At 61.6% G+C, this 26,599-nt stretch carries 21 protein-coding genes and 1 pseudogene; 11 read left to right on the top strand and 11 right to left on the bottom strand.

Annotation, left to right across the window (positions count from 1 at the left end; all coding sequences use genetic code 11):
- The first annotated feature begins 119 nt into the window (after positions 1–119).
- A pseudogene (locus J3P86_RS14610) lies at positions 120–1,004 on the top strand (alpha/beta fold hydrolase).
- A gap of 187 nt (positions 1,005–1,191) precedes the next feature.
- A complete protein-coding gene (locus J3P86_RS14605) occupies positions 1,192–1,746 on the top strand; it encodes a hypothetical protein (RefSeq protein WP_434698275.1) in 555 nt (184 codons plus the stop codon).
- A gap of 62 nt (positions 1,747–1,808) precedes the next feature.
- Here the strand turns inward: J3P86_RS14605 and J3P86_RS14600 are convergent, their stop codons facing one another.
- From J3P86_RS14600 to J3P86_RS14590, 3 genes are all read right to left on the bottom strand, one after another.
- Positions 1,809–2,165: a type II toxin-antitoxin system RelE/ParE family toxin gene (locus tag J3P86_RS14600; RefSeq protein ID WP_434698274.1), complete on the bottom strand. Its 357-nt coding sequence runs from the start codon at positions 2,163–2,165 to the stop codon at positions 1,809–1,811.
- Positions 2,166–2,167: 2 nt separating this feature from the next.
- Entirely contained in the window at positions 2,168–2,458 is a 291-nt protein-coding gene (locus tag J3P86_RS14595) for a type II toxin-antitoxin system ParD family antitoxin (RefSeq protein WP_434700649.1), read from the bottom strand.
- A 401-nt stretch (positions 2,459–2,859) separates the two neighbouring features.
- Positions 2,860–3,774 carry a LysR family transcriptional regulator gene (locus tag J3P86_RS14590; RefSeq protein WP_434600907.1) on the bottom strand — a complete coding sequence of 305 codons (915 nt, stop codon included), beginning with the start codon at positions 3,772–3,774 and terminating at the stop codon, positions 2,860–2,862.
- A gap of 257 nt (positions 3,775–4,031) precedes the next feature.
- Here J3P86_RS14590 and J3P86_RS14585 point away from each other — a divergent pair, with 257 nt between their 5' ends.
- The 5 genes from J3P86_RS14585 (at position 4,032) to J3P86_RS14565 (ending at position 13,120) form a co-directional block, all read left to right on the top strand.
- Positions 4,032–5,057 (top strand): zinc-dependent alcohol dehydrogenase family protein, encoded by a 1,026-nt coding sequence (locus tag J3P86_RS14585; RefSeq protein WP_305500796.1) that lies wholly within the window; start codon positions 4,032–4,034, stop codon positions 5,055–5,057.
- 677 nt (positions 5,058–5,734) lie between these two features.
- On the top strand, positions 5,735–7,219 hold the full coding sequence (locus J3P86_RS14580) for a hypothetical protein (RefSeq protein ID WP_434698273.1): 1,485 nt from the start codon (positions 5,735–5,737) through the stop codon (positions 7,217–7,219).
- A gap of 75 nt (positions 7,220–7,294) precedes the next feature.
- Complete coding sequence (locus J3P86_RS14575) at positions 7,295–8,692, top strand: GntR family transcriptional regulator (RefSeq protein ID WP_434698272.1); 1,398 nt, start codon at positions 7,295–7,297, stop codon at positions 8,690–8,692.
- A gap of 92 nt (positions 8,693–8,784) precedes the next feature.
- Complete coding sequence (gene pgm, locus J3P86_RS14570) at positions 8,785–10,431, top strand: phosphoglucomutase (alpha-D-glucose-1,6-bisphosphate-dependent) (RefSeq protein ID WP_434698271.1); 1,647 nt, start codon at positions 8,785–8,787, stop codon at positions 10,429–10,431.
- A 220-nt stretch (positions 10,432–10,651) separates the two neighbouring features.
- The gene (locus J3P86_RS14565) at positions 10,652–13,120 is read left to right on the top strand and encodes a UvrD-helicase domain-containing protein (protein ID WP_434698270.1); all 2,469 of its coding nucleotides are present in this window, start codon (positions 10,652–10,654) and stop codon (positions 13,118–13,120) included.
- A 54-nt stretch (positions 13,121–13,174) separates the two neighbouring features.
- Here J3P86_RS14565 and J3P86_RS14560 read toward each other — a convergent pair whose 3' ends face one another.
- Together J3P86_RS14560 and J3P86_RS14555 are read right to left on the bottom strand one after the other, a co-directional pair.
- Positions 13,175–13,453, bottom strand: a complete 279-nt coding sequence (locus J3P86_RS14560) for a DUF1652 domain-containing protein (RefSeq protein WP_003201764.1) — start codon at positions 13,451–13,453, stop codon at positions 13,175–13,177.
- 209 nt (positions 13,454–13,662) lie between these two features.
- On the bottom strand, positions 13,663–15,105 hold the full coding sequence (locus J3P86_RS14555; RefSeq protein WP_434698269.1) for an MFS transporter: 1,443 nt from the start codon (positions 15,103–15,105) through the stop codon (positions 13,663–13,665).
- Between the two features lie 128 nt (positions 15,106–15,233).
- On the opposite strand from J3P86_RS14555, the gene J3P86_RS14550 reads away from it, so the two are divergent.
- Positions 15,234–16,154 (top strand): LysR family transcriptional regulator, encoded by a 921-nt coding sequence (locus tag J3P86_RS14550; protein WP_434698268.1) that lies wholly within the window; start codon positions 15,234–15,236, stop codon positions 16,152–16,154.
- Between the two features lie 16 nt (positions 16,155–16,170).
- On the opposite strand, the gene J3P86_RS14545 is transcribed toward J3P86_RS14550, so the two are convergent.
- Positions 16,171–16,395, bottom strand: a complete 225-nt coding sequence (locus J3P86_RS14545; RefSeq protein ID WP_434573973.1) for a YgdI/YgdR family lipoprotein — start codon at positions 16,393–16,395, stop codon at positions 16,171–16,173.
- Between the two features lie 221 nt (positions 16,396–16,616).
- Between J3P86_RS14545 and J3P86_RS14540 the strand changes: the two genes are divergently transcribed.
- The 3 genes from J3P86_RS14540 to J3P86_RS14530 all read left to right on the top strand — a co-directional run bounded on the left by J3P86_RS14540 (position 16,617) and on the right by J3P86_RS14530 (position 22,665).
- Positions 16,617–18,269: a VRR-NUC domain-containing protein gene (locus J3P86_RS14540; protein ID WP_434698267.1), complete on the top strand. Its 1,653-nt coding sequence runs from the start codon at positions 16,617–16,619 to the stop codon at positions 18,267–18,269.
- A 5-nt stretch (positions 18,270–18,274) separates the two neighbouring features.
- The gene (locus J3P86_RS14535) at positions 18,275–20,653 is read left to right on the top strand and encodes an ATP-dependent DNA helicase (RefSeq protein ID WP_434700648.1); all 2,379 of its coding nucleotides are present in this window, start codon (positions 18,275–18,277) and stop codon (positions 20,651–20,653) included.
- A 77-nt stretch (positions 20,654–20,730) separates the two neighbouring features.
- Positions 20,731–22,665 (top strand): PAS domain S-box protein, encoded by a 1,935-nt coding sequence (locus tag J3P86_RS14530; RefSeq protein ID WP_434630744.1) that lies wholly within the window; start codon positions 20,731–20,733, stop codon positions 22,663–22,665.
- Positions 22,666–22,732: 67 nt separating this feature from the next.
- On the opposite strand, the gene J3P86_RS14525 is transcribed toward J3P86_RS14530, so the two are convergent.
- The 5 genes from J3P86_RS14525 to J3P86_RS14505 form a co-directional block, all read right to left on the bottom strand.
- A complete protein-coding gene (locus J3P86_RS14525) occupies positions 22,733–22,963 on the bottom strand; it encodes a hypothetical protein (RefSeq protein WP_305500811.1) in 231 nt (76 codons plus the stop codon).
- Positions 22,964–23,043: 80 nt separating this feature from the next.
- A complete protein-coding gene (locus J3P86_RS14520) occupies positions 23,044–24,300 on the bottom strand; it encodes an FAD-dependent oxidoreductase (protein ID WP_434698266.1) in 1,257 nt (418 codons plus the stop codon).
- A complete protein-coding gene (locus J3P86_RS14515) occupies positions 24,297–24,533 on the bottom strand; it encodes a 2Fe-2S iron-sulfur cluster-binding protein (protein WP_434698265.1) in 237 nt (78 codons plus the stop codon). The genes J3P86_RS14520 and J3P86_RS14515 overlap by 4 nt, the downstream gene beginning before the upstream one ends.
- Positions 24,526–25,641 (bottom strand): NAD(P)/FAD-dependent oxidoreductase, encoded by a 1,116-nt coding sequence (locus J3P86_RS14510; protein WP_434698264.1) that lies wholly within the window; start codon positions 25,639–25,641, stop codon positions 24,526–24,528. The genes J3P86_RS14515 and J3P86_RS14510 overlap by 8 nt, the downstream gene beginning before the upstream one ends.
- On the bottom strand, positions 25,638–26,570 hold the full coding sequence (locus J3P86_RS14505; RefSeq protein ID WP_434698263.1) for a 4-hydroxyproline epimerase: 933 nt from the start codon (positions 26,568–26,570) through the stop codon (positions 25,638–25,640). Before J3P86_RS14505 ends, J3P86_RS14510 begins: the two co-directional genes overlap by 4 nt.
- Positions 26,571–26,599 lie beyond the last annotated feature (29 nt).

Below are 26,599 nucleotides of genomic sequence, written 5' to 3'. Positions count from 1 at the left end.
GCGTCGATTCCGGGCGGGACGCTTGTCGCTTCTGATGGAAGGCGAGGTTATCGATTCATTGAGCATGGGCGTGTTTTTCCTTGTCCGATTTTTCGATCGCAGGTGCCATGCTGGAGGCAATGATGAAAACCGTTAAAGCCGGTGTTCTGGAAATCGCCTATCTGGAGGTCGGTCCGGTCGACGGGGCCCCCGTCGTGTTGCTCCACGGCTTCCCCTATGACGTGCATGCCTACGAAGAAGTCGCCAGGATCCTGGCTTCAGCTGGAAAGCGATGCTTGACGCCTTACCTTCGTGGCTACGGCCCCACCCGATTTCTGGATGAGCAGACAATGCGCTCTGGAGAGCAGGCGGCAATAGGAGCCGACCTGTTGGCTTTTCTCGACGCACTGAAAATCGAAAAAGCTGTACTTGCGGGTTATGACTGGGGCGGAAGAGCGGCTTGCATCGTCGCCGCGCTATGGCCGGAAAGGGTAAGCGGTTTGGTCAGCTGTGGTGGCTACAGTATTCAGAATATCGCTGAAGCGCACCAGCCTGTTTCTCCCGAGGCTGAGCACCTGCTCTGGTATCAGTACTATCTTCACGGTAGCCGTGGTCGCGCTGGATTGACCTCGAACAGAAAGGATTTCTGCCGCTTGTTATGGCGCATGTGATCGCCCACCTGGAGGTTCACCCAGGAGGCGTTCGAAACGACCGCTGCAGCGTTTGAGAACGACGACTTTGTTGACGTGGTAACACACTCGTACCGTCACCGTTTCGGATTGGTCAAGGGAGATCCAGCCTATCGGAACATAGAATCCCGGCTTGCCGCACAACCCGGGATCGGGGTGCCTTCATTGGTTCTGGAGGGTGGCGCTGATGCGGTTGATCCGCCTGCCGAGGAGGACCCATTCGCCCGTCATTTCACGGGGTCGTATCGCCGGGAAATCCTGGAAGACATTGGCCACAACGTGCCTCAAGAGGCGCCAGGAAAATTTGCTGACGGGATCTTGAGCGTCGGTGGTTGACTTCCTTGGCAGGCTGCCCAAGTCGTGAGACTTAGGCTCGATGCTGCTGGTCATCCCGATCCAACCCCAGCAACAACCCGGAACCAGCGCCCCCACAACATCCTGGGCAAATGAGCAGGCAAGTAAGTTAGGCTGTTCGCACGACAGGCCGTCGGTAGTCGACGGCCTGAAAACAAAGGCGCTATCAATGTCGAAGCATTTGCTGTTGGGCTGGACCCGTTCCTTGTGCGTGCTTGCTGCCTTGAGCGGCGCGGCCACCCTGGCAGTTGCTGCCTCGCCTGAAAAAACCGCTACGACGGCATCGGATACGCAAGCGGTGTCCCTGGCAGGCGGCAAGCTGAAGTTCGTGCTGAACGGCGTCGAGGCCCGTACCTTGAACAGCGACAACGGCGGCACGATGTACTTCGATCCGAAAAGCGAGCGGGCCATCATCGTTACCGAAGGTCCGGCGCCGACTGCGGGCACCACCCAGGACGCTGCGTTTCGCCTTGCCGTGGATACCGTGAAGGAAAAGCAGCAGGCCGCGTCAGCCAACTTTCGCATGACTGGCGAGAAGACCATTCAGGTGAACGGCCTGAAGATGTACCGCCTGGACGGCACCGACGATTTCAACGGCCTGAAACTACTGATGGCCTCGTTGATGACGATGAACGATCAGAACATCACTATCATCGAAGTGATGTCCAGCGTAAACGACCCGTCCGGCCACACCGCTGCGTTGGAGAATATTCTGGGCAAGTAAACCGCTGGTTTCCGGATAGTTCGCTATTCCTGGCCAGTTAAGCCGTTGGGCCAGGTTGCTGATCAATCGTTAGGCAAGTGCAACGGCACTTCCATGGCGTCATGAAGGAGCCTGACGACCTCGATCACGTCGTCGTTTGCCACACGATAGAACACGATATGGCGTGGGCTTTTGACCGTTCCATGGGTTTGTTTGGCCTGCAGGCGTGAATAGATGAGGTGATAGCTGCGAAGGCCCGGTGCAAGCTCATCGCGGTCGTGGCTGCCGATGCGATAAGGCGTGTCGGCAAGCGCTTGCAGCGCCGCGGGGATCAGCGCTTGGTAGCGCTGACGAGCTTGATCGCCGAACTGCGTCTGCGAGAGCCTGAGAATGTCGACAATGTCGGCGCGCGCCGGGTTGGAAATCCGAAACTGCGGCATGCTCAGTGTTTCTCGCGCGTGGGGAGGGCTGCCTCCAGGCTCAAGCCCTCGAGGTAGTGCTCCAGATCCCCTTCGGTCACCTGAGTAAAGCGCCCGTGCTCAAGATCCATGATGCCGATTGAGGTCGCCTGACGCAGGGCCTCGATTTTGGCGCTGTCTTCGGCGACACGCTGCTCCAATAAACGTAAACCTTCTCGCATCACTTCGCTGGCATTCTGATAACGGCCGGACTGCACCAAGTCATGGATAACCTGTTCCTGGTGAGGGGTGAGCACAACGTTTCGCGTCGCAATAACTAGCTCCAGTTCTATGCAAACAGGTACTTTTGATTGTTGGCATATTATGCCATCTTCGCTCAGGAGAATAGCTTGGGGCCGATATCCAGCGATCAGGTGATGGCTGACTCGGCGCCAATCAGCAAGGTTCAAAGTCATCCGCCCATAATAAAGCGACCTGCAGATCAGTGCCCGTCGTTCCGCTGAAAGCTTCAGGCCGGCCTATCGAATCGCAGAGTGTCCGGTGGGAGGTATCCTCATCAATAGCCCACTTGGCCTTAGGCTGGGGGCATCCTTTTCAAACCATCCAAAGCATGCCCTCAGATGTGCCCCCAATGTAGCCATCCACTGGAAGTGAACGGAGCTCCATGGTTTGTCGAAAGGCAAAATGGTCAGATAAACAGCCTGCCAGACAACGCCTAAAGACTCTCAGGGTCCCCAAAAAACATCTGAATCCGCGATCTCAACCAGCGTTCGCCCGGGTCGTTGTCCTGGGAGCCGCGCCAGGCCATGTGCAGTTCGAAGCTGCGCACGGGGATCGGTGGGTCTTCAGCGCGCACGCCGCCGGCGGCGGTCAGTGCTTCGGCGGTGTAGTCGGGCACGGTGGCGATGATGTCGGTGCCCGACAGCAGCGTGCTCAGGCCGTTGAACTGCGGTACGGCCAATACCACATGGCGCTTGCGGTCGAGCTTTTCCAACTCTTCATCAATGAACCCGCTCAAGTCGCCGGCAAAGGACACCAACGCATGGGGGCGGGCGCAGAATTCGTCCAGCGTCAGACGTCCCGGCGCGGTGTCGGCGCGCAGCACTTTCGGCGAGCTGCGGCGCAAGACCTTGCGCTTGGCGTTGGCCGGCAGGTCGTCGGTGTAGCTGACGCCGATGGAGATTTCGCCGGAGGCCAGCAAGCCCGGCATCAGGATGTAATTGACCCGGCGCACCACCAGCACGATGCCTGGCGCTTCGGCCCGCAGGCGCTTGAGCAGCATCGGCAGCAGGGCGAACTCGGCGTCATCCGACAGGCCGATGCGAAAGACCGAGGTGCTGGTGGCAGGATCGAATTCCGCCGCCCGGCTGACCGCCGTGGAAATCGAATCCAGGGCCGGAGAGAGCAGGGCGAAGATTTCCACCGCCCGCGCGGTGGGCTCCATGCTGCGCCCGGTGCGCACGAACAGCGGATCGTCGAACAGGCTGCGCAGGCGCGACAGCGCGGCGCTGATGGCCGGTTGGCCGAGGAACAATTTCTCGGCGGCGCGGGTCACACTGCGCTCATGCATCAATGTTTCGAACACGATCAACAGGTTCAGGTCGACACGACGCAGGTCATTACGATTCATCTGGGGTCCTGGCAGATTCGGCAAGCTTGACGTGGGCGGCCATATGGGAACAATGGCCGGCATGAATCTTACGGGGAAAGGCTGGTACTCTGCACCGGCTAATTGCATTTTTCAGGGCGGGGTCCTACAGGGCCGGTTCAGTTTTCTTGCTGCGGAATCAATGACAGGCATGTCGACTATTAATAGCCACTGATGGTCTTGGCTACAAAGCCCGGATAGAGTTCATGGCATTAGAGGTTACTTTGACGAGGTTTGCGATGTCCCGCACGATCCGTTTTCACAAGTTTGGTGGTGCCGAGGTGCTCAAATGCGAAGAGCATGCGGCGGCTCTTCCTGCGCCAGGAGAAGTGCAGGTCCGCGTCGAAGCGATCGGCATCAGTTGGTACGACACCCTGTGGCGCCAGAACCTGGCATCGTCCCAGGCGCGCCTGCCTTCAGGCCTTGGCCATGAAATGGCCGGCGTGGTGACAGCCGTCGGCGACGGGGTCGATGACTTGGCCGTAGGCGACAAAGTCGCCAGCTTCCCCGCCGAGAGCCCGAACGATTATCCGGTGTACGGTGAGGTCATCGTCCTGCCGCGCACCGCTTTGACCCGCTATCCCGACGTGCTCAGCCCGATCGAGGCCGCGGTCCATTACACGCCGCTGCTGATCGCCTATTTCGCCTACATGGACCTGGCAAGGGTCAAGCCCGGGCAGTTTGCGCTGGTGACCGATGCCAGCCATTGCGCCGGTCCTTCCTTCGTGCAACTTGGCAAGGCGTTGGGCGTGCGGGTGATCGCCGCCACCAAGACGGCTGAAGAGCGTGAATACCTGCTGTCGCTGGGCGCCGAAAAAGTCATCGTCACCGAAGAGCAGGACTTGTTGATGCAAATCAACAAGCTCACCGACAGCCGTGGCGTCGATGTGGTGTTCGACGGCTTGGGCGGGCCGCAGATGTCGCTGCTCGGCGATGTCCTGGCGCCCCGTGGCAGCCTGGTGCTGTATGGCTTGCAGGGCGGCAACCAGACACCGTTTCCAGCCTGCGCGGCGTTCCAGAAGAACATCCAGTTCTTTGTCCACTGCATCGGCAATTTCACCGGCAAGCCGGAGCTGGGCATTCTCCAGGACCAGGTCGCGTTGCAACGGGCGTTGCGTGATATCAACCAGTTGACCGCCGACCGTGTCCTGTTGCCCCTCAAGACTCGGGTGTTCCCGTTCTCCGAGTTCGTCGAGGCCCATCGGTACATGGGCGAATGTCCTTGCCGTGAACGCGTTGCCCTCCAGGTAGTCGACCCCGCCTGATTTCCTCTCTTGCGCAAGAGTCATCGTTTCGACTCTTGCGCTGTTTTCGGCCGCCCTGGCCAGTCTTCTTGACCGTTCTGTGTGTCTGTCCTTCAGCAGGCCTGCGCATGGCTGCGCACGAATCAACGACGCCGTTTACTCCCGGCTGTCGAAAGGCGGCATCTTGCAAAAAGCAACTGAACTGGTTTTTGCCGCCAATCTGTATCTTTTAATCATTACTCAAGTCTTGATAATTGAATACTGACTCTCGAACTCAAGGAGGAATTGCTGCGCAGCACTCGTTTGCGCGGCCGTCTGCTGTTTCTTGTTCCTATTTAAAGTGTCCGGGGTGTTGTTTGCTCTGGGTCGCCTGCTGCCTTGAAGAAGATTATCTTGGCAAGAGGTAAAGCGTCGCTCGGCATATTCCTTGTTTTCTGTCTCCATTGTCTGTGGGACGCTGTAAGAAATCTCCTAGGACGGTTTGATAGGTGGGCGAAGATCAATGAATACGGGTGCTTTTGGCGAAAAGAGAAAAGCAGGGGGCACGATCCATACATGTGTAGATTAATTACATCGCGCGAAAGCAAAGTGTATCGTCAATACTCTTAATAAATGGCAAAGGCATTCACCCGACTGGCGCGTCGAGCAATCAACGTGGTGTGGGTGCGACGTCGATAAACGGATTTTAGGTAAAAGTTATGAGTGCAATTCATCAACAGGCAATGACTTACGTATATCAACAGGTATTGCAACGCTTGTTGGAATTTTATTCCCGTGCGGAACGGACCGCACTGCAGCTTCTGGTCCAGCGATTGATCGTCGCCGCTGGCGGTATTGAACGAATTGGCACCTATCGGGTGCTGGTGGCCCAGAATGGCAGTCGGGAGGGGTTCTATGCGCTGACGGCCCTGCGCGCCGCGCAGTTGAGCATTGCTGGCCGGCATCCGACGACTTTCGACCTGCGCGTCGCCACGCCACGCCTGGGCGAGATGACCCAGGCCACCCTGGAGAATATCCACTGTTGCTACAGCGCTCTGTTTCTCTACGACGACCCACGGGTAGAGCTGCTGATGGCGGACAATCGAGAGGTGGTGCCGTTTGATCGCTCCAAGCCGTTATCGGCGCAAGGGCGCGAGGCCAATCGCACTGACATGCTGATGCTTGGGCACCTGCGTTCCTCCGACAGCCTCCTGGGCGTGGGCGACGAAGGCTACCTGGCGATGGCGGAGTTCTACAAGAACATGGCTCGCTGGGATGCGGGCGTGGATTCATGGGTCAGTTGCGACACGCCACGCCAGCAAAAGCAGTTCCTGTCCGGGTTGCGCCGGGCGACCCGCAAGATCGGTCTGGTGTTTGAGCCCGTGGGTGGATTCGACGGCCTGTTTGCCCAATTCGATTTCCTGGGCAGTGACCTGTTCCGGCGTTTTTATGGCCAGGAGCACCTGGGTGTCTGGCAACCCGAAGGGCGGCTGGAGGCCTGCCGGCAAGTCGGGCACATCCGTATCGATGATCTGATCACCGAGCGGCTGGAAGAAAGCAACTGGGCGTTGTTCAGCGAATTCCTCGGCGTCAGCTCCGATGAGCTGGTTGCGCCATCGCTTGAGCATGAATACCTGAGTCCGTACCTCTCGGCCCACCTATGTGGCTTGCAGGCCTGTCATCAGCAGGAGCGCGGCTATGCGGCTGGCTACACCGATTACGTGCAACGCATGATCATGGTCATGCACCGCAAGCGTATGCCGGAGCCCGTCTGCCAGCAGGTCCAGGGGCTGTTGGGTGCACCGTCGGAGATTCCCGAGCGTCGAGCCGTGATCGCCCTGGAAACGGAAAAAAATCTGAATCTGAACGAAACGCAACTGGTCTGCATGCTGTTTGCGCCCTTCGTTGAAAAGGGCGCCGGCCTGGAGCATTTCCTGCGGTGCTGTCATCCCGGCATGCTGGTGGGCATGCCCGACCTGCACAGGGCGTTGCGGGGCGGCCCGGTCACGGATCAGGTGGCGCATTGGATGGTTGATGTCAGTGGCCTGCCCGTTGCAATGCTGTGCAAGTTGTACCGGGCCCGAATCACCACGCCGGAGCCGGAAATCATCCGGGCGGACCCGCAAACGGCCATGGAGGGCGCTGATACGGACCAGGGCGGGCAGGGCGCCGATGGTCCCGGCGAACGTGCAGCGCGGCGCTGAGGGACGGGGTTTGACGTATTTTGTCGTGGACACTCAGGCCCGGTTGGTGAAGGTACGGTCCGGTGGGCCGGTCTCATGAAGGGCCACCGTGAAACAGACTTCACCTACCAGGCGGTTTATCGGTACCTGACGAACCTGATCAATGAGCTGGGCGCTGATGCTCGGGTGCGTCTGCCGTCATTGCGGCAGTTGGCCGAGCGCCTCAATGTCTCCATATCCACCATCCAGTACGCTTACTCCCTGCTGGAAAAGGAAGGGCGGGTCTATTCGATTGCCAAGTCCGGATACTACGCATTGCCGATGGTCAGCGTGTCCACTCTTGGCGATGGCGATGATTTGCTGGAGACCCTGTACGTCAACGCGCGTCGCCCAGGCATGCTGGTGCTCAGCGGTGATGAACCGGCTTCGTTGCAGCCGCTCGACAGTCCGCTTCTGTTGCTTGAACGCGAGCTCCTGCGCCAGTACCCCCGCGCTTCACAACATCCCCTGCAGCCCTGGGGAGAGCAGGAGTTGCGAACCGCACTGGCGGCACGCTACACCTCTTCACCGTCGCGATGCTGGAGTGCCGATGACGTCTATATCGGCGCTGACTTGCGCGGCGTTCTGGAAATCCTGATAGCGGTGCTGGCACTCAAGGGCAACACGGTGCTCGTGGAGTCGCCCTGCGAATGGACCGTCCTGCGTTTGTTGCAAGCGGCCGATATCCGCGTCATCGAGCTGCCCTTGCTGGACGAGGGGGAAATCGATATTGAACAGTTGGAGCGGTTGCTGGCGAATGAAACGGTATGCCTGATGATGGTGTCTTCGGTGTTGAGCATGCCCAGGAGCAGGTTGAAAAGTGCAGCCGACCGGCGAGCACTGGCGCGTCTGCTGGAACAGTACGGCACATGGGTACTGGAGAACGACAGCCATACGGAGCTGGTATTCGAGCCCGGCTCGTTGCCTTTTCGAGAGTGGCTCGACCCGGACCGGCTGATCGTGTATTCCACCTTCGAGACAACCATAGGGCCCGAGGCGCCCTACGGTTATGTGCTGTCGCGCCAGCTGACGCTGATGTTGCAGCGTCATTTCCTGTTGCGCGCATTTCGTCTTTCGCCGATTCGCCAGAAAGCGATTGCGCGTTTATACAACAATGGCCGGATCGACCAGCATCTACTGGTATTGCGACGCCTGCTACGCGAAAGCGCCACGTCGGCGACGCAACTGTTGCGCGAGCGAGTCGGAGACTGCCTGCAATGGGAGGAGCCCGAGGGCGGCGCAACAATCTGGGTACGCTCTTCACGCCAGGTCGATCTGCGGCGGGTTTTCCAACGGCTGCTCGCCCGGCGAATCGTCATCGCGCCGGGAGAGCTGTTCAGCACCCAAGGACGATATGACCAGCATTTTCGGTTGGCTCATGCTCTCGACGGCGTGGGCGGCCGGGAAGCGGCCTTCTGCGCACTGGCCGAGGCCCTGAGGCTCGAACAATCCTGATCGCGGGGCGATGGATCGAACCCGTCGCGTGATGGTCGAACTGTCAGTAAACTGCCTTCATTTTTCCGAGCCACTCCATTCCGAGGTTTTGCATGACAGTCAGTCCATTTGCGGGCAAGCCGGCGCCGGCAGAGTTGTTGATCGATATCCCGCGACTGGTGACGGCGTATTACACCGGCCGGCCCGACGCCTCGATTGCGACCCAGCGCGTCGCGTTCGGCACTTCCGGGCACCGTGGCAGTTCGTTCGATCTGGGGTTTAACGAATGGCACGTACTGGCCATCAGTCAGGCGATCTGCCTGTACCGTGAAGCCCAGGGCATCGACGGACCGCTGTTTGTCGGTATCGACACTCATGCACTGTCGACTCCGGCGGGAGCCAGCGCGTTGGAAGTGCTGGCCGCCAATGGCGTGACCGTGATGATCGCCGAGGGTGACGAGTACACCCCGACGCCAGCGATTTCCCACGCCATCCTGTGCTACAACCGTGGCCGTACCACTGGGCTGGCTGACGGCATCGTCATTACGCCGTCGCACAATCCGCCGCAAAGTGGCGGCTACAAATACAACCCCACCAATGGCGGTCCGGCCGATACCCATATCACCAAATGGATTGAAGCCAAGGCCAACGAGCTGCTGGCCAACCAGTTGGTTGGCGTCAAGCGCATCAGCTACGAACAGGCGCTCAAGGCCGACACCACTCACCGTCACGATTACCTCAATACCTACGTGGCAGACCTCGGCAACGTCATCGATTTCGATGCGATCCGTGGTGCAGGGCTGCGCCTGGGCGTAGACCCGCTGGGCGGCGCTGGCGTGCGCTACTGGCCCGCCATCGCCGAGCACTATCGACTGGACCTGGAAGTGGTCAACACCCAGGTGGATTCCACCTTCCGCTTCATGACGGTCGATTGGGACGGGCAGATCCGCATGGACCCGTCCTCCAGCCACGCCATGCAAGGGTTGATCGGTTTGAAGGAGCGCTTCGACGTGGCCTTCGCCTGCGACCCGGATCATGACCGCCACGGCATCGTGACGCCGAGTGGCGGCTTGCTGGCGCCGAACAATTACCTGGCGGTCTCCATCGATTACCTGTTCCAGAATCGGCCGCAATGGCGTGCCGATGCGGCGGTCGGCAAGACCGTGGTCAGCAGCGGCTTGATCGACCGCGTGGCCAAGCGCCTGGGCCGCCGCCTCTATGAGGTGCCGGTGGGCTTCAAGTGGTTCGCCGACGGCCTGTTCGATGGTTCCCTTGGCTTTGGCGGAGAAGAAAGCGCCGGTGCCTCGTTCCTGCGCAAGGATGGCGGCGTATGGAGCACCGACAAGGATGGGCTGATCCCAGCCTTGTTGGCCGCTGAAATGACGGCTCGCACCGATCGCGACCCGAGCCAGGCCTATCGCGCCCTGACGGATGAGCTGGGCGAGCCGTTCTCGGTACGTGTCGATGCCAAGGCCAGCCCGCAGCAGAAAGCGCTGCTGAGCAAGCTGTCGCCGGATCAGGTCCAGTCCACTGAGCTGGCGGGCGAAACGATCCAGAGCATCCTCAGCCACGCCCCGGGTAACGACCAGGCCATCGGCGGCCTGAAAGTCATGACCGAAAATGGCTGGTTTGCCGCGCGTCCGTCCGGCACCGAGGACATCTACAAAATCTACGCCGAAAGCTTTATTGGCGACGAGCACCTGAAACAGCTGGTGGTCGAGGCCCAGGCGCTCGTGGATGGCGCAATTTCCGGGCAGTGATCGAGTCCTTTTCGCGAGCAGGCTCGCTCCCACAGGTAATCTGACTGTGGGAGCGAGCCTGCTGGCGAAGGGCCTAGTCCCCTTAAATAGCGCAATGCCAACCTGCCATGTCACTTTCATTTCATCGCCTAAATAGCTGACGGCAAAGCTTTTGGCTGGAATCCGGCTGCAAATCCAGACACCATAGCCCTCATGGTTCTGAACACCGGAGTCCTTCAGCGTGTCGCAACACACTCCCGATCTTCCTCCCGAACTCCTGCCACTGGCCCAGATGCCCTGGCTCAAGCGCCTGGCTGCGCGATTTTTTGGTCATGGCCTGACGCGCCTGCGCGCCCAGCATCGGGCGTCCTGGTTGCATGGCCAGGCCGATGGCTTTCGTAGCGGGCACACCGCGGGTTTTGATTATGGTTTCAAGGAAGGCAAAGCCGAAGGCCTGGAAGAGGGGCGTCAGGTCCTGCTGATCAGGGATTCGCGCAGCACCGAGCATCCGGGGCCTAAAGTCGACGATCTGTTGTTCGATGACTGGCGCCTGCCGCTTACCGCCGAACTGAAGAAGCGCATCAAGGCCGACGTCGCGCGCCTACTACCGGCGCATGCGCAACCCAGCAGTGCGCAGTGGAAGATGATTTTCAGCGATACCCCGGCGACGTCGGTCGTCGCGGGAGCAGGCGCAGGCAAGTCCACAACGCTGGTACTGCGCATCGTGCTGCTCTGTCATTACCTGGGGTTCGAGCTGGATTCGATGACCGTGGTCACGTTTACTCGCGAATCGCGCAAGGATTTCATGCAGAAGCTCATCGACATGTTTGCGCTTTGGGGGCATGCGATCAGCCTGGCGCAGGCACGCGAGCTGGTGCGCACGTTCCACTCGCGAATCCTGCCCATGGTGCGCAGCCTGCCTGGATTCGAACGGCTCCAGGCCTTCGAGGCGCTGAGCCTTCGCGCCGGGCCAAGTGACGATGGCGCCTTGGCCAGCCCATTCGACTTGCGCATCAACGAGGTCCAGCGCCAGCACCTCAACGCCTGTTATCACAGCCTCTACAAGCGTGACGAGCGTTTCCGCGAGCTGATCAAGCCGCTTTCCCGGCACGCCTTGCAGCTCAAGACGCTGGAGCGCGATCACCCGGATGTGCAGAAGCGGATAGCCGTGACTGAACTGGCGGCCCAGCGCGACGAAGCACTGTGCGACGCGATCGAGGATCTCTGGTTCAAGGCGGGCGCCTGGCCAATCAAGGGGATCGAGCCGAAACGCCAGGCCTTTGAAGTCAATGGTTCCAGGTTTCATTCCCACGGTTACGTTCCGTCGCTGGACGCCTGGGTAATGCTGGGTTTCGATCCACGTGAAGATTCTCGGCTCAGCCGGCCCGGCGCCAAGCTGAGCCTGCGCGCGGAATGGGCTGTAAAGCGGACCCTGTTTCAAGCTTTCTGCCGTAAACCTTTGATATGGCTAGATAGTTATGAGGAGTCCAGGCGCGTATTGGCCTCGTTGGCCGGGGATGCCAGTGCCGGTCCGGGGTTCGATTACAAGGTCAAGGGAGAGCTGGGCTCCGCCCCTTTGCTGGACTGTTTTGTCGCAGCGGCAGGGTTCATCGAGAATCTCGCCCTGGATGTCCCTGATGCCGTGGGCCAGATGAGTTTCTCCCATGACGATCCCGATCGGTATTTCTTCGAAGCGTTGAGCCGCTTCTGGCGCGCTTTCGAGGATCATCTGCTCGACCAGTCGCCGCCGGTCATGACCTACAACCGCATGTTTGCGCTGTTCAGCGAGCATTCAGAGGAAAACCTCAAGCTGCTCGACGACGCGCTGTTGCGGCCGATGGCCCACTTGATGATCGACGAGTTCCAGGATGTTTCGCCGCAGATCGTCTCCTGGATCCGAGCGAGCCTGCGCGAAGTGCGCAGGCGCGGTGCCGCGCTGCATGTGGGGCGCGCCGCCCAGCGTTCTTCGCTGTTGTGCGTGGGTGACGACTGGCAATCGATCTATGGCTGGCGGGGCAGTTCGCCAAGTTTCTTCATGGCCTTCAACAAGCAATTCCCGTCCCCGGCCAGCATGCGGGTGATGCTCACCGAAAACTACCGCAGCCATCAATACATCATCGACGCCGCCGAGCATGTCGTGCGCGCGGCGGCGGCCATGCCTGGCAAAAAAGCCAAGGCCAGCGGCGTGTCACGAACGCCAAGTCCGGTCAATGTGCTGGATCGGGATGACGAAGGGTTGGCGCGGCGGCTTGATGAGCATTACCGGAAGGGTGATTCGATCTTGATGCTGTATCGAAGAAGTAGCGACAAGTCATTGTTGGAAAAGCATATTCAGCCAATAGTTAATGTTGATTCTAGCTTGCCGGTGCCAATGAGGCGCTTCAGGCAAATGACTTATCACAGCGCGAAAGGCCTTGAGGCGGATGCGGTATTCCTGCTGGGTGACTGCCAGCATCTGACCAGTTCGCCGTACAAGAACCAGGTCTACCGGATGGCCGGGCTGGGCCAGGACGGCGACACCGAACCGTACGACACGGCGCAAAAAGATGAAATTCTGCGCTTGGCATACGTGGGGATCACGCGGGCGGTGCAGCATTGCTACTGGTATGTGGACGGCCAGGACAGTCAAGCCGCCAACGCGCCCAGAGCCTCGGACCGTGTCGCGGCGGGCAAGCCATTCTTTGTCGATCATCGCCGTGCGCGCGGCTGATACGTGTCACAGTCGATAATCACAAAAAAGCCCACGTTAACGTGGGCTTTTTGTTCAGGAAGCGAATCGTCGCAAGCCAACCGGCGGTACGAAGGCTTCAAGCTCGGCTTCCACCGCTTCGATGATCCGCTCCACATCGGGCGCGTTCATCACGGTGGCGCAGGGGATGCCTGCAATCGCGATCATGGTTTCGCCGCTGGCACGGTCGAACAACCGCGCAACCATGCTGCCCGGCGCATCCATGCTGGCCTCGAAGCCCATGGGATGGAAATGCCAGCGCATCAATTGGCAGGCGTTGGGGAACGTAACCTTGCTGAAAGATCCTTTATTCATCTGTAGCCCGCCTTCTTCATCAAGCGCTTCCGTTTGCTCATGTCAGGAAGGAAGAGCCATCATGGCCCTACCAGTGAGAATTAAAATAGCACCGGAGAATGAAGCTGATGTGGATTTTTTCAGTCCGTTTGGCGATTGGTTCAGTTTTTTTGATCTGGATCATGACTTAACCGGGAATGTTCAGAATGCCATCATCGGTTGCGTGAGGTTTATTGCCGTTGGGACGACGGCTCTGGATCGCGGTATTTCAGCGCAATCAGCAGTGCCAGGCCCGCTATTGCGAGGGCAATGGCGAAGGTGACGTGCAAGCCGTGGGCCGCAGTCCCGGGCGTTGTAGCGCCGATACCGTTCGTCGGCAAAGTGCTGGCGAAAACTGCACCGAGCACCGATGCGCCAGTAAGGAATCCCAGGTTGCGCGACAAGTTGAGCAAGCCGGCAATGGCCCCCCGCTGATGGGCGGGGAGCTCGGCCATGACCGATGTATTGTTGGCCGTCTGGAACATCGCATAGCCAAGTGTCGTGACTACAATGGCCGCGGCATAACCGGCTATGCCCAAGGCGGGAGGAACCAGCGACAGCAGCAGACAGCCGAACATCAGGGTCGTCAGCCCGACAAGACGCATGAGGCGCACGCCGAAACGGTCCGCCAGCCGCCCAGCGGGCATGCCGGCGAGGGCGGCGACACACGGCCCTGCCGCCAACACCAGTCCCACCGTTGTCGGAGGCAACCCGAGGGCGATGGCGAGATAGAACGGGCCAACCAGCAGGGTCGCCATCATGATCGCGGCTACCAGCGCGCTTGTAGCCAGGCTCGAGACGAGCAGGCGGTCGCGGAACATCGGCAGCGGGATCAGCGGCGACGCGAGTCGTTTCTGCGTCCGGACGAACCATCCGCCGCTCAGGACCGCCGCCAGCAACAGGCCGAAATTCAGTGCGCCAAAGCTCCCACGTCCGAGTGTCATGGCCAGGGCATAAGCGCCCAGTGTGAAAGCCAGCAGGAGCGTGCCCAGCCCATCGAAACCCACGCGCCCGGTCTTTTGCGCCGGGTATCCGGCAGGCAAAAAACGCCAGGCCAGCAACAGCGTCAGTAACCCGAGAGGAACGTTGACCAGAAACAACGCCTGCCAGCCGAACCCGCTGATCAATATGCCGCCAAGGGACGGCCCGAGGGCGGTGCCGACCGCTGACAGCGTGGCGAGCAGGCCCATGGCGCTGCCGGTCCTGGCTTTGTCCACCGTTTCGCCGACGAGGGCCAGGGTCAACGTCATCATGATGGCCGCGCCCACGCCTTGCAGGGCCCTGGCAGCGATCAGCAGCCACAACGACGGCGCCAGGCCACACAGGGCCGAAGCCAGCGTGAACAGTGCGATGCCCGCCAGCAGCAGCTTGCGGCGCCCGACCAGGTCGCCCAAGCGTCCGAGGCTGACGATCAGCGTGGTGATCGCCAGCAGATAGGCGAGGACCACCCACTGGACCAGTTGGAAGGACGCATCGAATGCCTGGGCCAGCACCGGCAGGCCGACGCTGGCGACGCTGGCGCCCAGGGATGCGAGCAGCGTTGCCAGTGCAAGGCTGGCCAGGGCCCCATGTGCCCTGTGCTGCGGTGGATTGTCGGCATTTGTTGACAGGTGATCTGCAGTAACGGGTTTCATCGTGTCCTCTCTGTCTGCGGCTCCTTCGGCGCAGCTGTCAGAACGGTACGCCGAGGCATAACATGGCGGAAGACGCAGCAGTTGCATGTTATAGCTGCATACAACGCCACCTGTGACCGAGTCCGTCAATGTCCGCACCCGATTTGAATTTGCTCCTCACCCTGGATGTGCTGCTGTCCGAAGGCAGCGTGGCTGGTGCGGCGCGGCGGCTGCGCCTCAGTCCTTCGGCCATGAGCCGGGCATTGGCGCGGTTGCGCCAAGTCACTGGCGACCCGTTGCTGGTGCGGGCCGGGCGGGGTTTGGTGCCGACTCCGCGCGCGTTGGCGTTGCGCGAGCAGGTCAGTCAACTGGTCCAGGACGCCCAGGCCGCGCTGCGCCCGGAGCAGGCGCCGGATCTGCGTCGAGTGAACCGAACCTTCACGCTGCGTACCCGGCAAGGCTTCGTGGAGAACTTCGCGCTGGAGCTGATTGCCCGAGTCAGCGAACAGGCGCCAGGGGTTCGGCTGTGTTTCGTCGACAAGGCCGATAAGGACAGCGCCGCGCTGCGCGAGGGCAGTGTGGATCTGGAAACCGCCGTGGTGGATGAGCGCACCCGTCCGGAGTTGCGCACGCAGGCGTTGTTTCGAGACCGCCTCATCGGCGTGGTTCGCCCGGGGCATCCGCTGAGCCAGATCGAGGTGAGCGCTGCCGATTATGCGATGGGCGCGCACATCGGCGTGTCCCTGCACGACCTCGATCATGGACCGATGGATCAGGCGTTGGGGGCATTGGGTCTGTCCCGTGAAATCATCACCAGCGTCCCGGGGTTTTCCGCTGCGCTGGGGCTCGCCCGGTCCAGCGACCTCATCGCCAGCGTGCCGGAGCGCTACACCACCCGCTTGCGCGCCGGCATGCACAGTTTTGCGCTGCCGTTTGCGCTGCCCGGGTTCACTATCGCGATGCTCTGGCACCCGCGTATGGATGCCGATCCGGTGCATCGCTGGTTAAGAGGTTGCATGAGAGAGGTTTGCGCGGATCAATACGCGCGCAAAAAACCCGGGGGGCAATAAGCCTGGAGGAAACGGTTCAGTCTTCCTTGCGAATCGTCGCCACTTCATCGGCGCGGACCCGGACTTTGCGGCCAGAAATGTCTTCGAATTCGTAGAAGCCATCGGCGGTGCGGGTGTTCGGCGTGTCCTCGGTCAAATACTGGGTACCGTTCTGCAAGGTCACCACGGTCGGCGAGGCGCAGCCGGCCAGCGCCAGCAGCGCGGTGACGACCAAGGGCAGGCCGAGAAACCTGATGTTCATATCCATAACCTCTTTCGAAAGGACGCAGCCCGGCTGATTCGACCGGGCCATCACTGAGTCAACCGCCATTGGTCTCGCTTGTTGTAGGAAAGTTCATCGCACAGGGAAGGATTTCTCCTTTAAATATAGGCGACCGCTCATCTTTTGCAGTTGCCTGCGCGGCGAGTAGCTGATATCTGTACGCATAACCAGTGTTTCAGCATACGTGGCGCTTTTTTTTCGTGACAGCCAATCCCCTTGACGACCCCTTTTATTACCTGAACAACTTCCAGCGGGTCCTCGCCTGGTTGACGCAACGCTATGCCGACGTATTGAGTGTCGAAGAGCAGCGGTTTATCGATGATTTCATCGCTTTGCCGCGTCCGGCCCAAGGCTTGCTGGTGCGGATGGTGATGCGCAAGGGCCTGCACTTTCGTCACACCAAACTGCGCTACGCGGAAATTGGCGATATCGCCGACGCCGTGGCGCCGTTGTTGGCGCTGGGCTGGGTCGAAGAGCAGGCGTGCCTGAGCCTTGTCGAACTGTTCGAGGTGCTGCTCAAGCCGGAAGTACTTCTGTGCCTGGGGCATCTGATCGAGCAACCCAAGGCACGCAAATCCGAATGGCTGCAGGCGCTGAGTAATCAGGACGGCCAGCCGCAGCCGTTTCGCGCCTGGTGCCCGCAGCTCGAAGAGCGGCTGTACAGCCTCACGGTGATGGGGCTGTGCGACCGTTTGCGGTTGATGTTCTTCGGCAATCTCTATCAGGACTGGTCGGAGTTCGTGCTGGCGGACCTGGGTATCTTTGTCTATGAAGCCGTTGAGTTCAGCGCCGAGTCCCGGGGGCTGCGCAGCCGTGAGGACATCGATGCCTGTGTCTTCCTGCATGAATGCCAGCAACGCTTCGACGCCGGCGAACCGCTCGAACCGATCATCGCCCGGGTCAATGCCCTGGAGCTGGGCAATCCCTGGCTTGAGCGGCGCCGGGGCAAGCTGTTGTTCCAGCTCGGCCAGCATTGCGAACGCATCGGTGATTTTGCCCAGGCCCTGAGTCTTTATCGCGGTTGTACCTACCCCGGCGCGCGACTGCGAATGATCCGCGTGCTGGAGCGCATCGGCGAATATGCCCTGGCCCTCGAACTGGCTGAAGCCGCGGCCCAGTCGCCCCAAAGCGCTGCCGAGCGCCAGGCCTTGCTCCGGATCGTGCCCCGGCTGCGGCGCAAACTCGGCGGCCCGCCGGTGGCCCGCGCCGTGGCCAGGGAGGTGGAGCGACTGGACTTGCATCTGCCGCGTGTCGACCCGACGTTGTCGGTGGAATATTACGTCCAGGCTCATCTGCATGACGAAGCCGCCCCGGTGCATTACGTCGAAAACAGCCTGGTCAATTCGCTGTTCGGCCTGTTGTGCTGGCCGGCGATTTTCGCGCCGCTGCCGGGGGCTTTTTTCCACCCGTTCCAGCGCGGGCCGGTGGACCTGCTGAACGAAGATTTCCATGACCGTCGCGCCGAACTGTTCGCGGCCTGTTTCGCCGAGCTGGACGACGGGCGCTATCGGCAGACCATCCGTCAACGTTACGCGGAAAAATGGGGCGTGCAGTCACCGTTCGTGTTCTGGGGCGCACTGTCCGAAGACCTGCTGGACCAGGCGCTTGACTGTCTGCCGGCCGAACACCTCAAGCACTGGTTCGCCCGTCTGCTGCTGGACATCAAGGCCAACCGCGCCGGCATGCCCGACCTGATCCAGTTCTGGCCGCAGCACAAGACCTACCGCATGATCGAAGTCAAAGGCCCCGGCGATCGCCTGCAGGATAACCAGCTGCGCTGGCTGGAGTTCTGCCACGAACACCGGATGCCCGTCGCCGTCTGTTATGTGCAATGGGCGGAGCAGGGCGCGTGACCGAGATGCCGGGCTACAGCATTGCCGTGCGGGCGTTATGCGAGTTCACCGCGAAGGTCGGCGATCTCGACTTGCGTTTCACGCCGTCACCCACCGCCCTGGAAGGTATCGTCGGCCACCGTACCGTGGCATCGCGGCGCCAGGAGGGCTATCAGGCCGAAGTCAGCCTGGAAGGCGTCTACCAGACCTTGAAGGTCAAGGGGCGGGCCGACGGCTACGACCCGGCCCGCAATCGCCTGGAGGAAGTGAAGACCTATCGGGGCGACCTGAGCAAGCAACCGGACAACCACCGCCAGTTGCATTGGGCCCAGGCGAAAATCTATGGCTGGCTGCTGTGCGACAAGTTGCAGTTGCCGCGCATTGACGTTGCCTTGGTCTATTTCGACATCGTCAGTGAAAAGGAGACCTGCCTGACCCAAAGCTGCGTAGCCTCGCAGCTCCAGGCGTTCTTCGAGCAGCAGTGCGCACGGTTCCTGGCGTGGGCCGAACAGGAAATGCGCCATCGCCAGGCGCGTAACCTGGGCGCCCAGGCGCTGACGTTTCCCCACGCCGGCTTTCGGCCGGGGCAACGTCACCTGGCTGAATCGGTGTTCAAGGCGGTCAGCACCGGGCGCTGCCTGATGGCCCAGGCGCCCACCGGCATCGGCAAGACCGTCGGCACCTTGTTTCCCATGCTCAAGGCCTTGGCGCCGCAGCGTCTGGACAAGGTGTTCTTTCTCACGGCAAAAACCCCCGGACGCAGGCTGGCCCTGGATGCGGCCCGGCTGATCACCAACAACGCCCCGGCGATGCCGCTGCGGGTATTGGAAATGATCGCGCGGGACAAGGCTTGCGAGCATCCGGACAAAGCCTGCCACGGCGAATCATGCCCGCTGGCCCGGGGGTTTTATGATCGCCTGCCGCAGGCCCGGGCAGCGGCGAGCCAGGTCACGCTGCTCGACCAGGCGGCGTTGCGCGACATCGCCCTGAGCCACGAAGTCTGTCCGTACTACCTGAGCCAGGAAATGGCCCGTTGGGCCGACGTGGTGGTGGCGGACTACAACTACTACTTCGATTTCAGCGCCTTGCTCTTCGGCCTCGCCCAGGCCAATGGCTGGACCGTTGCGACCCTGGTGGACGAAGCCCACAACCTGGTGGAGCGAGGGCGCCAGATGTACAGCGCGAGCCTGGACCAGCTTGCGCTGGCGACGGTGCTGAAAACGGCGCCGGAGCCTTTGAAGAAAGCGTTGCGCAAGGTCAGCCGTCAGTGGAACGCCTTGCACGAGCCGCAAATTGCCGCCTACCAGGCGTATGAAAAACCACCGGAGAAACTGCTTCAGGCACTGGGAACGTGCACCAGCGCCATCGGCGATTACCTCAATGACCATCCCCAAGGGCTGGACAGTCAGCTGCAAGCGTTTTATTTCGATGCGTTGCAGTTCGGTCGCGTGGCGGAGGCATTTGATGAGCATTTCCTGTTCGATATTCACAAGCGCGAATCCAGCCGCCAGCGCAGCCTGTCGACGCTGTGCCTGCGCAACGTGGTGCCGGCCGGTTTCCTGCGACCCAGGTTCACGGCGTCGCGCAGCAGCGTACTGTTCTCCGCGACGCTGAGCCCGCGGCGCTATTACGCCGATTTGCTGGGGACACCCGCGGACACGGTGTGGATCGATGTCGAGTCGCCGTTCCAGGCCGAACAGCTGGATGTCCAGGTGGTCAGCCGGATCTCCACCCGCTTCGCCCATCGCCAGGGCTCCCTTGAACCGATCGTCGCGCTGATGGCTCGCCAGTTCGCCGAGCGTCCCGGCAACTACCTGGCGTTCTTCAGCAGCTTCGATTACTTGCAACAGGTGGCCGGATTGTTGGCCGAGCGACATCCGCACATTGCGACCTGGACGCAATCGCGCGGCATGGGCGAGGCGCCGCGGCAGGCGTTCCTCGAACGCTTCATGGAGCACAGCCAGGGCATTGGCTTCGCGGTGCTGGGCGGCGCGTTCGGCGAGGGCATCGACCTGCCAGGCTCGCGGCTGATCGGAGCGTTCATCGCCACCCTCGGGCTGGCGCAGTTCAACCCGGTCAATGAACAGATCAAGCAGCGCATGGCGACGATCTTTGGCGACGGCTATGACTACACCTACCTGTATCCCGGCCTGCAAAAAGTCGTGCAGGCCGCTGGCCGGGTCATCCGAACCCAGCAGGATCGCGGAGTGGTGATGCTGATCGACGACCGCTTTGGCGAGGCCAAGGTGCAGCGATTATTGCCGCAGTGGTGGACCGTCAGGCAGGAACGAGATACTCCAGCTGTGGGAGCGAGCCTGCTCGCGAAGGCGTCGGACCATCTTGCACCTTCGCAGGCTGGCTCAACCGCTTCGCGAGCAGGCTCGCTCCCACAAGGGTCTGCATAGCCCCACATAAATCAGGTTTTTACTCGGGCTGCAGTTGTTCCATACTCCGCACAAATCCCTCTGATCCCTCGGCCAACATGCTTGAGAACAACCCAAAGACTACCCGCATCAACGAAGAACAGCGCTTTCGGCTGCTTATCGATGCCGTGGTCGACTACGCCATTTACATGACCGACCCGTCCGGCATCATCACCAGCTGGAACTCTGGCGCTCGACGCTTCAAGGGCTACGAGGAATCCGAGATCCTCGGCCTGCACTTTTCCCGGTTCTACACCGATCAGGACCGTGCCGCCGGGCTGCCGCAACTGGCCCTCGATACGGCCGTGCGCGAGGGGCGTTTCGAAGGCGAAGGCTGGCGGGTGCGCAAGGACGGCACGCTGTTCTGGTCCCATGTGGTCATCGACCCGATCATCGACAGCCAGAGCGGCGAACTGCTCGGTTTCGCCAAGATCACCCGGGACCTGACCGATCGCAAGATGGCCGAGGAAACCCTCAAGCAGAGCGAGCAACAGTTCCGCCTGCTGGTGCAAAGCGTCACCGACTACGCCATCTACATGCTTGATCCGGACGGGCAGGTGACCAACTGGAACCAAGGTGCGCAGCGGATCAAGGGCTACCTGCCGGCCCAAGCGATCGGCCAGCACTTCTCGATGTTCTACACTCCCGAAGACCGGGAGGCCGGGGAGCCGCAGCGGGCCCTGAGCATCGCCGCCAGCGTCGGCCGTTTTGAAAAGAAGGGTTGGCGCGTGCGCAGGGATGGCACGCGCTTCATGGCTCATGTGGTTATCGATGCGATTCGCAGCGATACCGGCACACTCCTCGGATTTGCCAAGATCACCCGCGACATTACCGATGCCACGCAGGCGCAACAGGCCTTGGAGCAGGCTCGCGAGGCACTGTTTCAAGCGCAGAAACTGCAAGCGATCGGCCAGCTCACCGGCGGCATCGCCCACGATTTCAACAATCTGCTGACAGTGATCCTCGGCAATCTGGAAATCATGCGCAAGCGCATGCCCAGCGAACCAAAACTCACCCAACTGCTGGACAACGCCGTCCAGGGGGCGCTTCGCGGTGTTTCCTTGACCCAGCGCATGCTGGCGTTCGCCCGTCGGCAGAAGCTCAGCTCCGAACCAGTGGAGCTGGCGACGCTGGTGCAAGGCATCAGCGGCCTGCTGCAAAGCTCGATGGGCCCGTCGATTCATATCCAGACCCGATTTGCCGAGGCGTTGTCGCCGGTGCTGGCCGACGTCAACCAGCTCGAACTGGCGATCCTCAACCTGGCGACCAATGCCCGGGATGCCATGCCCCAGGGCGGCAGGATCTTGATCGAGGCGCAGGAGCGGCTGGGTAGCCAGGCCGGTGGTCCAGGAAGGCCGTTGGGCAACGAGCGATACATTTGCCTGTCGCTCAACGACGAAGGCGATGGCATGGACGAGATGACGCTGGCCTCGGCCGTGGATCCTTTTTTCACTACCAAGGGCGTGGGCAAGGGCACCGGCCTGGGATTGTCCATGGTGCATGGTCTGGCCGAGCAACTGGGCGGACGACTGATCCTCAAGAGCGAAAAAGGCGTAGGTACCACCGCCGAGCTGTGGTTGCCGGTGGCTGATGAGTCGACCACGGACAAGCCGCCCGCAGTAGAGACAGCTACGCCACCTGTCCACGCGCTGCTGGTATTGGTGGTCGACGATGACAGCCTGGTGATGACCAGCACCCGCTTGCTGATCGAAGACCTGGGCCACCGGGTGCTTTGCGCTTTGTCGGGCCCCCAGGCGCTGGAGTTGTATGAGCGCAACCCGGATATCGACCTGGTGATCACCGACATGGCCATGCCCCAGATGGACGGTGCGCAGTTGGCGAAACTGCTGCGCGACCGTCAGCCGACGCTGCCGATCATCCTGGCGACTGGCTACGCCGAGCGCCTGGAAGGCTTCGCCACGCAGTTGCCACGGCTGACCAAGCCGTTCAAGCAGATTGATCTGGTGCAGGTGATTGGGCAGACGATGAAATAAACCGTCTTGGGGTCGCTGCGCAACCCAGCGCGAGCAAGCTCCCTCGCCAGCAAAGCGACTTGCGCAGCTACTGGGTATTTTTCTTGAAGCCCCGCAGGTTCATCGCACACAGGCAGAACTGCAGGACGATCAGCGCATAGGCATCGGTGTGCAGACCCCACACGACCCAGAGAATGTTACTGACGATAAAACAACTGAACCCAGCGACCCGCCGGCGGGGTTGGCGTGAGCCGATCAGCCACGCGGCCAATACCGTTACCGCCATCGCGGGCCATTGGACCCATCCCAGATAATCCACGCATTTCTTCCTCTTGCCGTTGATGCTCTACAGACCTTGGCACGGGCGTGGAATTCTTTTTTTCAAGCACAGGGCCGTTCTCAATTGAACGGGAGATCCTCCAACCTCAGCAACGTTTCAATCCGCGCCGGACTGAAAGGCGGGCGAGGAGCAGGCGGCGTCCAGCCAAGCAGATGCTCCAGCGCCGCGCCACAGACCCGGCCCTGACACGCCCCCATGCCGCAACGACTCGCCAGTTTTGCCTCACGCCAGTTCTCAAAATCGCTCAGCTCACCATAGGCCACGTCTTCACAACGGCAGACCAAGGTGTCGCGTTGGGGCAGGTTCTTCAAATGGGCATCAAGGGCAAAGGCAGTATTCAAGGCCCGGGCAAAACCTTGCCAGCGTGCACGACCAGGCCACAGACGCTCGGCGGCCGGGGTATCGCCGACAGCGGCGTGGCCAGCGATGGCGCCTTCCACCAGGGCCAGTTCGCTGCCGCCGAAACCGGTGCATTCACCTGCGGCGTAATGATCAACGCGAGTGGTGGCTTGCCGGGCATCGACCGCAAGCGCTTGTCCATCGAGGCCACAGCCTAAAGCCTGGCCCAGCTGGGTATTGGGAATAAGGCCGAAGCCACAGGCCAACCGGTCGCAGGCCAGTTCAACGGTTTTGCCGTGTTGCAGCAGCCGCACGCCTTCGAGTCTGTCCTTCCCCAATGCCTCCAACACATGGGTGCCGGTGCGGTAGTGCGCATCAAACAGGCTGAACGCCTGCAACAATTTGCCCGGCCAGCGCGGCAAGCTCGCGGCGAAACCCGCCACGGCGGCGCGGTTGGCTTGCTCGGCGATTCGCAGCAGTTGCGCCCCGTGATGTTTCGCCGTGGCCGCACTGGCAAGTAGCAGCGGCCCGCTGCCGGCGACCACCAAACGTTCGCCACGCACCGGCAGGCCGCCCTTGATCAACGCCTGCAGGCCGCCGGCGCCGGTGACACCGGGCAGCGTCCAGCCAGGGAAGGGCAGCAGCAGTTCACGGGCTCCGGTGCACAGGATCAAGCGGTCATAAGCGATCAGCCAACCCTGCTCGGCGTCTTCTACCAGCAGGGTTTTATCGGCGGCGCTGGCGATCACTCGGGCGCCCATGCGCCAGGACACATTGGTGCAAGCGCGCACACGTTCCCGCAAGCGCCGTGCCTGCTTGGGCAGGTTGGCCTGGGGGCCGTCGCGCCAGATCTGTCCGCCGGGGACCGGGTTGTCGTCGAGCAGCACAATGCGCGCGCCGCTGCTGGACGCCGCCAGCGCCGCCGCCATTCCGGCAGGGCCGGCACCGATGATCAGAATGTCAGTGGATTGATTCATGCCCGGGTGTCCACTCGCATGCCATCACGGCACAGCGTCTGACAGGCCAGGCGCCGACGACTGTCGATGAGCACCCGGCATTCCTGGCAGATGCCCATGCCGCACAAGGGCGCGCGTCGCTGGCCAGTCACCGAGGTTCGGCTGCAGCCATCGGAGCCCAAGGCCAAAGCCGCGGCGACGGTGGTGCCTTCAGCGATCGAGAGTTTGCGTCCATCAATGCAGAGTTCAGGCATGGGCAGGTTCTCCCAGGAAACGTTGCGGCAGATAAGGTTGTGCGGCCAGCGGCGCGGTTTCGTTGAACAGTTGCGCGACCAGCAGGTCGGCCGTCGCCGGCGCGGTGGTGACGCCGAGTCCTTCGTGACCCACCGCCAGCCACAAGCCCTTGCGTTGCGGATGCTGGCCCACCAGCGGCAGGCCGTCGGGGCTCGCCGCGCGAAAACCGGTCCAGGCGCGGATGCCGTTGAGATGCGCCAGGCCAGGCATGTAATCGACGGCGCGCTTGAGCATTTTCGCCAGCATCCAGCCCTCGACCTGCGGATCGATGTTGCCAAATTGCCGAGAGGCGCCAATGAACAGTTGTCCGGTCGGGCGCGGCTGGATGTTACAGGCCACCGATGGCCCGCTGGCGTTGTGGGCGCTGGTGACATAACCCAGTTCGACCAGGGTGTGGGTGACAGTGGCGGGGTAGCGATCGGTAATCAACAGGTGGCCTTTCTTGGGTTCGATCGGCAGCTCCGGGCACAAGTCGGTGGCCTGGATGCCGTTGGCGAGCACCACCGCTTCGGCGCTCAGCCAGTGACCCCCGGTGAGACGCACGCGGTGGCCGTCCACTTCGCTGACCTCGGCACGCTGCTGGCGAATGTTGTCGTGATCGAGCATCCAGCGGGCGGCGGCGGGCGCATAGAGAATGCCGTCGCCCTTGATCAGCAGCCCGCCTTCCAGTCCCGTCCGCAGTTCCGGTTCGCGTTGCTGCAAAGCGGCCTGGCCAAGCAGTTCGCAGGCTTCGCCGTGGGCCATCAGGTTCAGGTACTTGTCGTGGGCCACGGCCATCTCTTCGGCGTTGGCGGCCAGCCACAGCGTGCCGTTATTGCGCCAGGAGCAGCCCCCAGGCAAGGCGGGGGCCAACTCGCGCCATCGCCGCAGGGAATATTGGCTCAGGGCCAGCTCCGCCGGGTTGTCGTCGAGGACCAGCAGATGCCCCATGCCGGCCGCCGTGGCGCCGTGCCAGCCGGCGTCGAGCACCAGCACCCGCAAGCCACGCAGGGCCAAGCTCCGGGCACAGGCCGCGCCGATGATGCCGGCGCCAATGACGATGACATCGGCGACAGGACCCTCGCTCACGGGCGAATGCCCCAGGCGAACGGGTCGTCCGGATCGATGATCAACGTAGTTTCCGCGCTGATGTAGGCGCGGCCGCGGATGGTCGGGACGATGCGCTCACCTGAACGCTCGTACGAGCCTTCGAATTCACTGCCGATGACACTGGCCTGACGCCAGATCTGTCCCGGTTGCAACTCGCCGTCGGCGGCCAGGCACGCCAGTTTGGCGCTAGTGCCGGTGCCGCAAGGGGAGCGGTCATAGGCCTTGCCGGGGCAGAGCACGAAGTTGCGACTGTCGGCATCGGGATCATCGGCGAACAGTTCGATGTGATCGATCAGCCCGCCGTCCTCGCCCCGAAAGCCCTGCTGTTCAAGAGCCTGCTGGACCGCGAACGTGTAGGCGGTCAAGGCATCGAGATTGTCGCCCGCCACCCGCTGGCCGTGGTCGGCGATCAGGAAAAACCAATTGCCGCCCCAGGCCACGTCGCCCACCACCGGACCGATGCCGGGCACTTCCAGGCGCAACGCCTGGCGATAACGGTAGGCCGGCACGTTGCGCACGCTGACCGAACGATCTTCGTGCAGAGTGGCCTGCACCGTGCCCACCGGCGTCTCGATGTTATGCACGCCGGGGCCGATCCGGCCCAGGTGCGCCAATGACACCACCAGGCCGATAGTGCCGTGGCCGCACATGCCCAGGTAGCCGCTGTTGTTGAAAAAGATCACTCCGGCACAGGCCGTCGGGTCCACCGGTTCACACAGCAGGGCGCCCACCAGCACATCGCTGCCCCTGGGTTCCAGCACGCACGCGGTGCGCCAGGCATCGTGCTGTTCGGCCAGGCGCTGCCTGCGCTCGGCCATGCTGCCCTGGCCCAGGTCAGGGAAACCGGCGGTGACCAATCGGGTCGGTTCGCCGCCGGTGTGGGAGTCGATCACAGTGATGCGTTTCATGGCGCCACGTCCGTTCAGGTGAGTGAACG

Source organism: Pseudomonas sp. D1-1 (assembly GCF_051132225.1).
Taxonomy (GTDB): Bacteria; Pseudomonadota; Gammaproteobacteria; order Pseudomonadales; family Pseudomonadaceae; genus Aquipseudomonas.
The sequence above is the reverse complement of the archived record's forward strand: the minus strand, read 5'-3'. Positions and strand labels throughout refer to the sequence as shown.

Coding starts and splice junctions, on each gene's coding strand:
- J3P86_RS14605 (WP_434698275.1), top strand. CDS start 1,192: ATGTCGAAGCATTTGCTGTTGGGCTGGACCCGTTCCTTGTGCGTGCTT.
- J3P86_RS14600 (WP_434698274.1), bottom strand. CDS start 2,165: ATGCCGCAGTTTCGGATTTCCAACCCGGCGCGCGCCGACATTGTCGAC.
- J3P86_RS14590 (WP_434600907.1), bottom strand. CDS start 3,774: ATGAATCGTAATGACCTGCGTCGTGTCGACCTGAACCTGTTGATCGTG.
- J3P86_RS14585 (WP_305500796.1), top strand. CDS start 4,032: ATGTCCCGCACGATCCGTTTTCACAAGTTTGGTGGTGCCGAGGTGCTC.
- J3P86_RS14580 (WP_434698273.1), top strand. CDS start 5,735: ATGAGTGCAATTCATCAACAGGCAATGACTTACGTATATCAACAGGTA.
- J3P86_RS14575 (WP_434698272.1), top strand. CDS start 7,295: ATGAAGGGCCACCGTGAAACAGACTTCACCTACCAGGCGGTTTATCGG.
- pgm (WP_434698271.1), top strand. CDS start 8,785: ATGACAGTCAGTCCATTTGCGGGCAAGCCGGCGCCGGCAGAGTTGTTG.
- J3P86_RS14560 (WP_003201764.1), bottom strand. CDS start 13,453: ATGAATAAAGGATCTTTCAGCAAGGTTACGTTCCCCAACGCCTGCCAA.
- J3P86_RS14555 (WP_434698269.1), bottom strand. CDS start 15,105: ATGAAACCCGTTACTGCAGATCACCTGTCAACAAATGCCGACAATCCA.
- J3P86_RS14550 (WP_434698268.1), top strand. CDS start 15,234: ATGTCCGCACCCGATTTGAATTTGCTCCTCACCCTGGATGTGCTGCTG.
- J3P86_RS14545 (WP_434573973.1), bottom strand. CDS start 16,395: ATGAACATCAGGTTTCTCGGCCTGCCCTTGGTCGTCACCGCGCTGCTG.
- J3P86_RS14535 (WP_434700648.1), top strand. CDS start 18,275: ATGCCGGGCTACAGCATTGCCGTGCGGGCGTTATGCGAGTTCACCGCG.
- J3P86_RS14530 (WP_434630744.1), top strand. CDS start 20,731: ATGCTTGAGAACAACCCAAAGACTACCCGCATCAACGAAGAACAGCGC.
- J3P86_RS14520 (WP_434698266.1), bottom strand. CDS start 24,300: ATGAATCAATCCACTGACATTCTGATCATCGGTGCCGGCCCTGCCGGA.
- J3P86_RS14515 (WP_434698265.1), bottom strand. CDS start 24,533: ATGCCTGAACTCTGCATTGATGGACGCAAACTCTCGATCGCTGAAGGC.
- J3P86_RS14505 (WP_434698263.1), bottom strand. CDS start 26,570: ATGAAACGCATCACTGTGATCGACTCCCACACCGGCGGCGAACCGACC.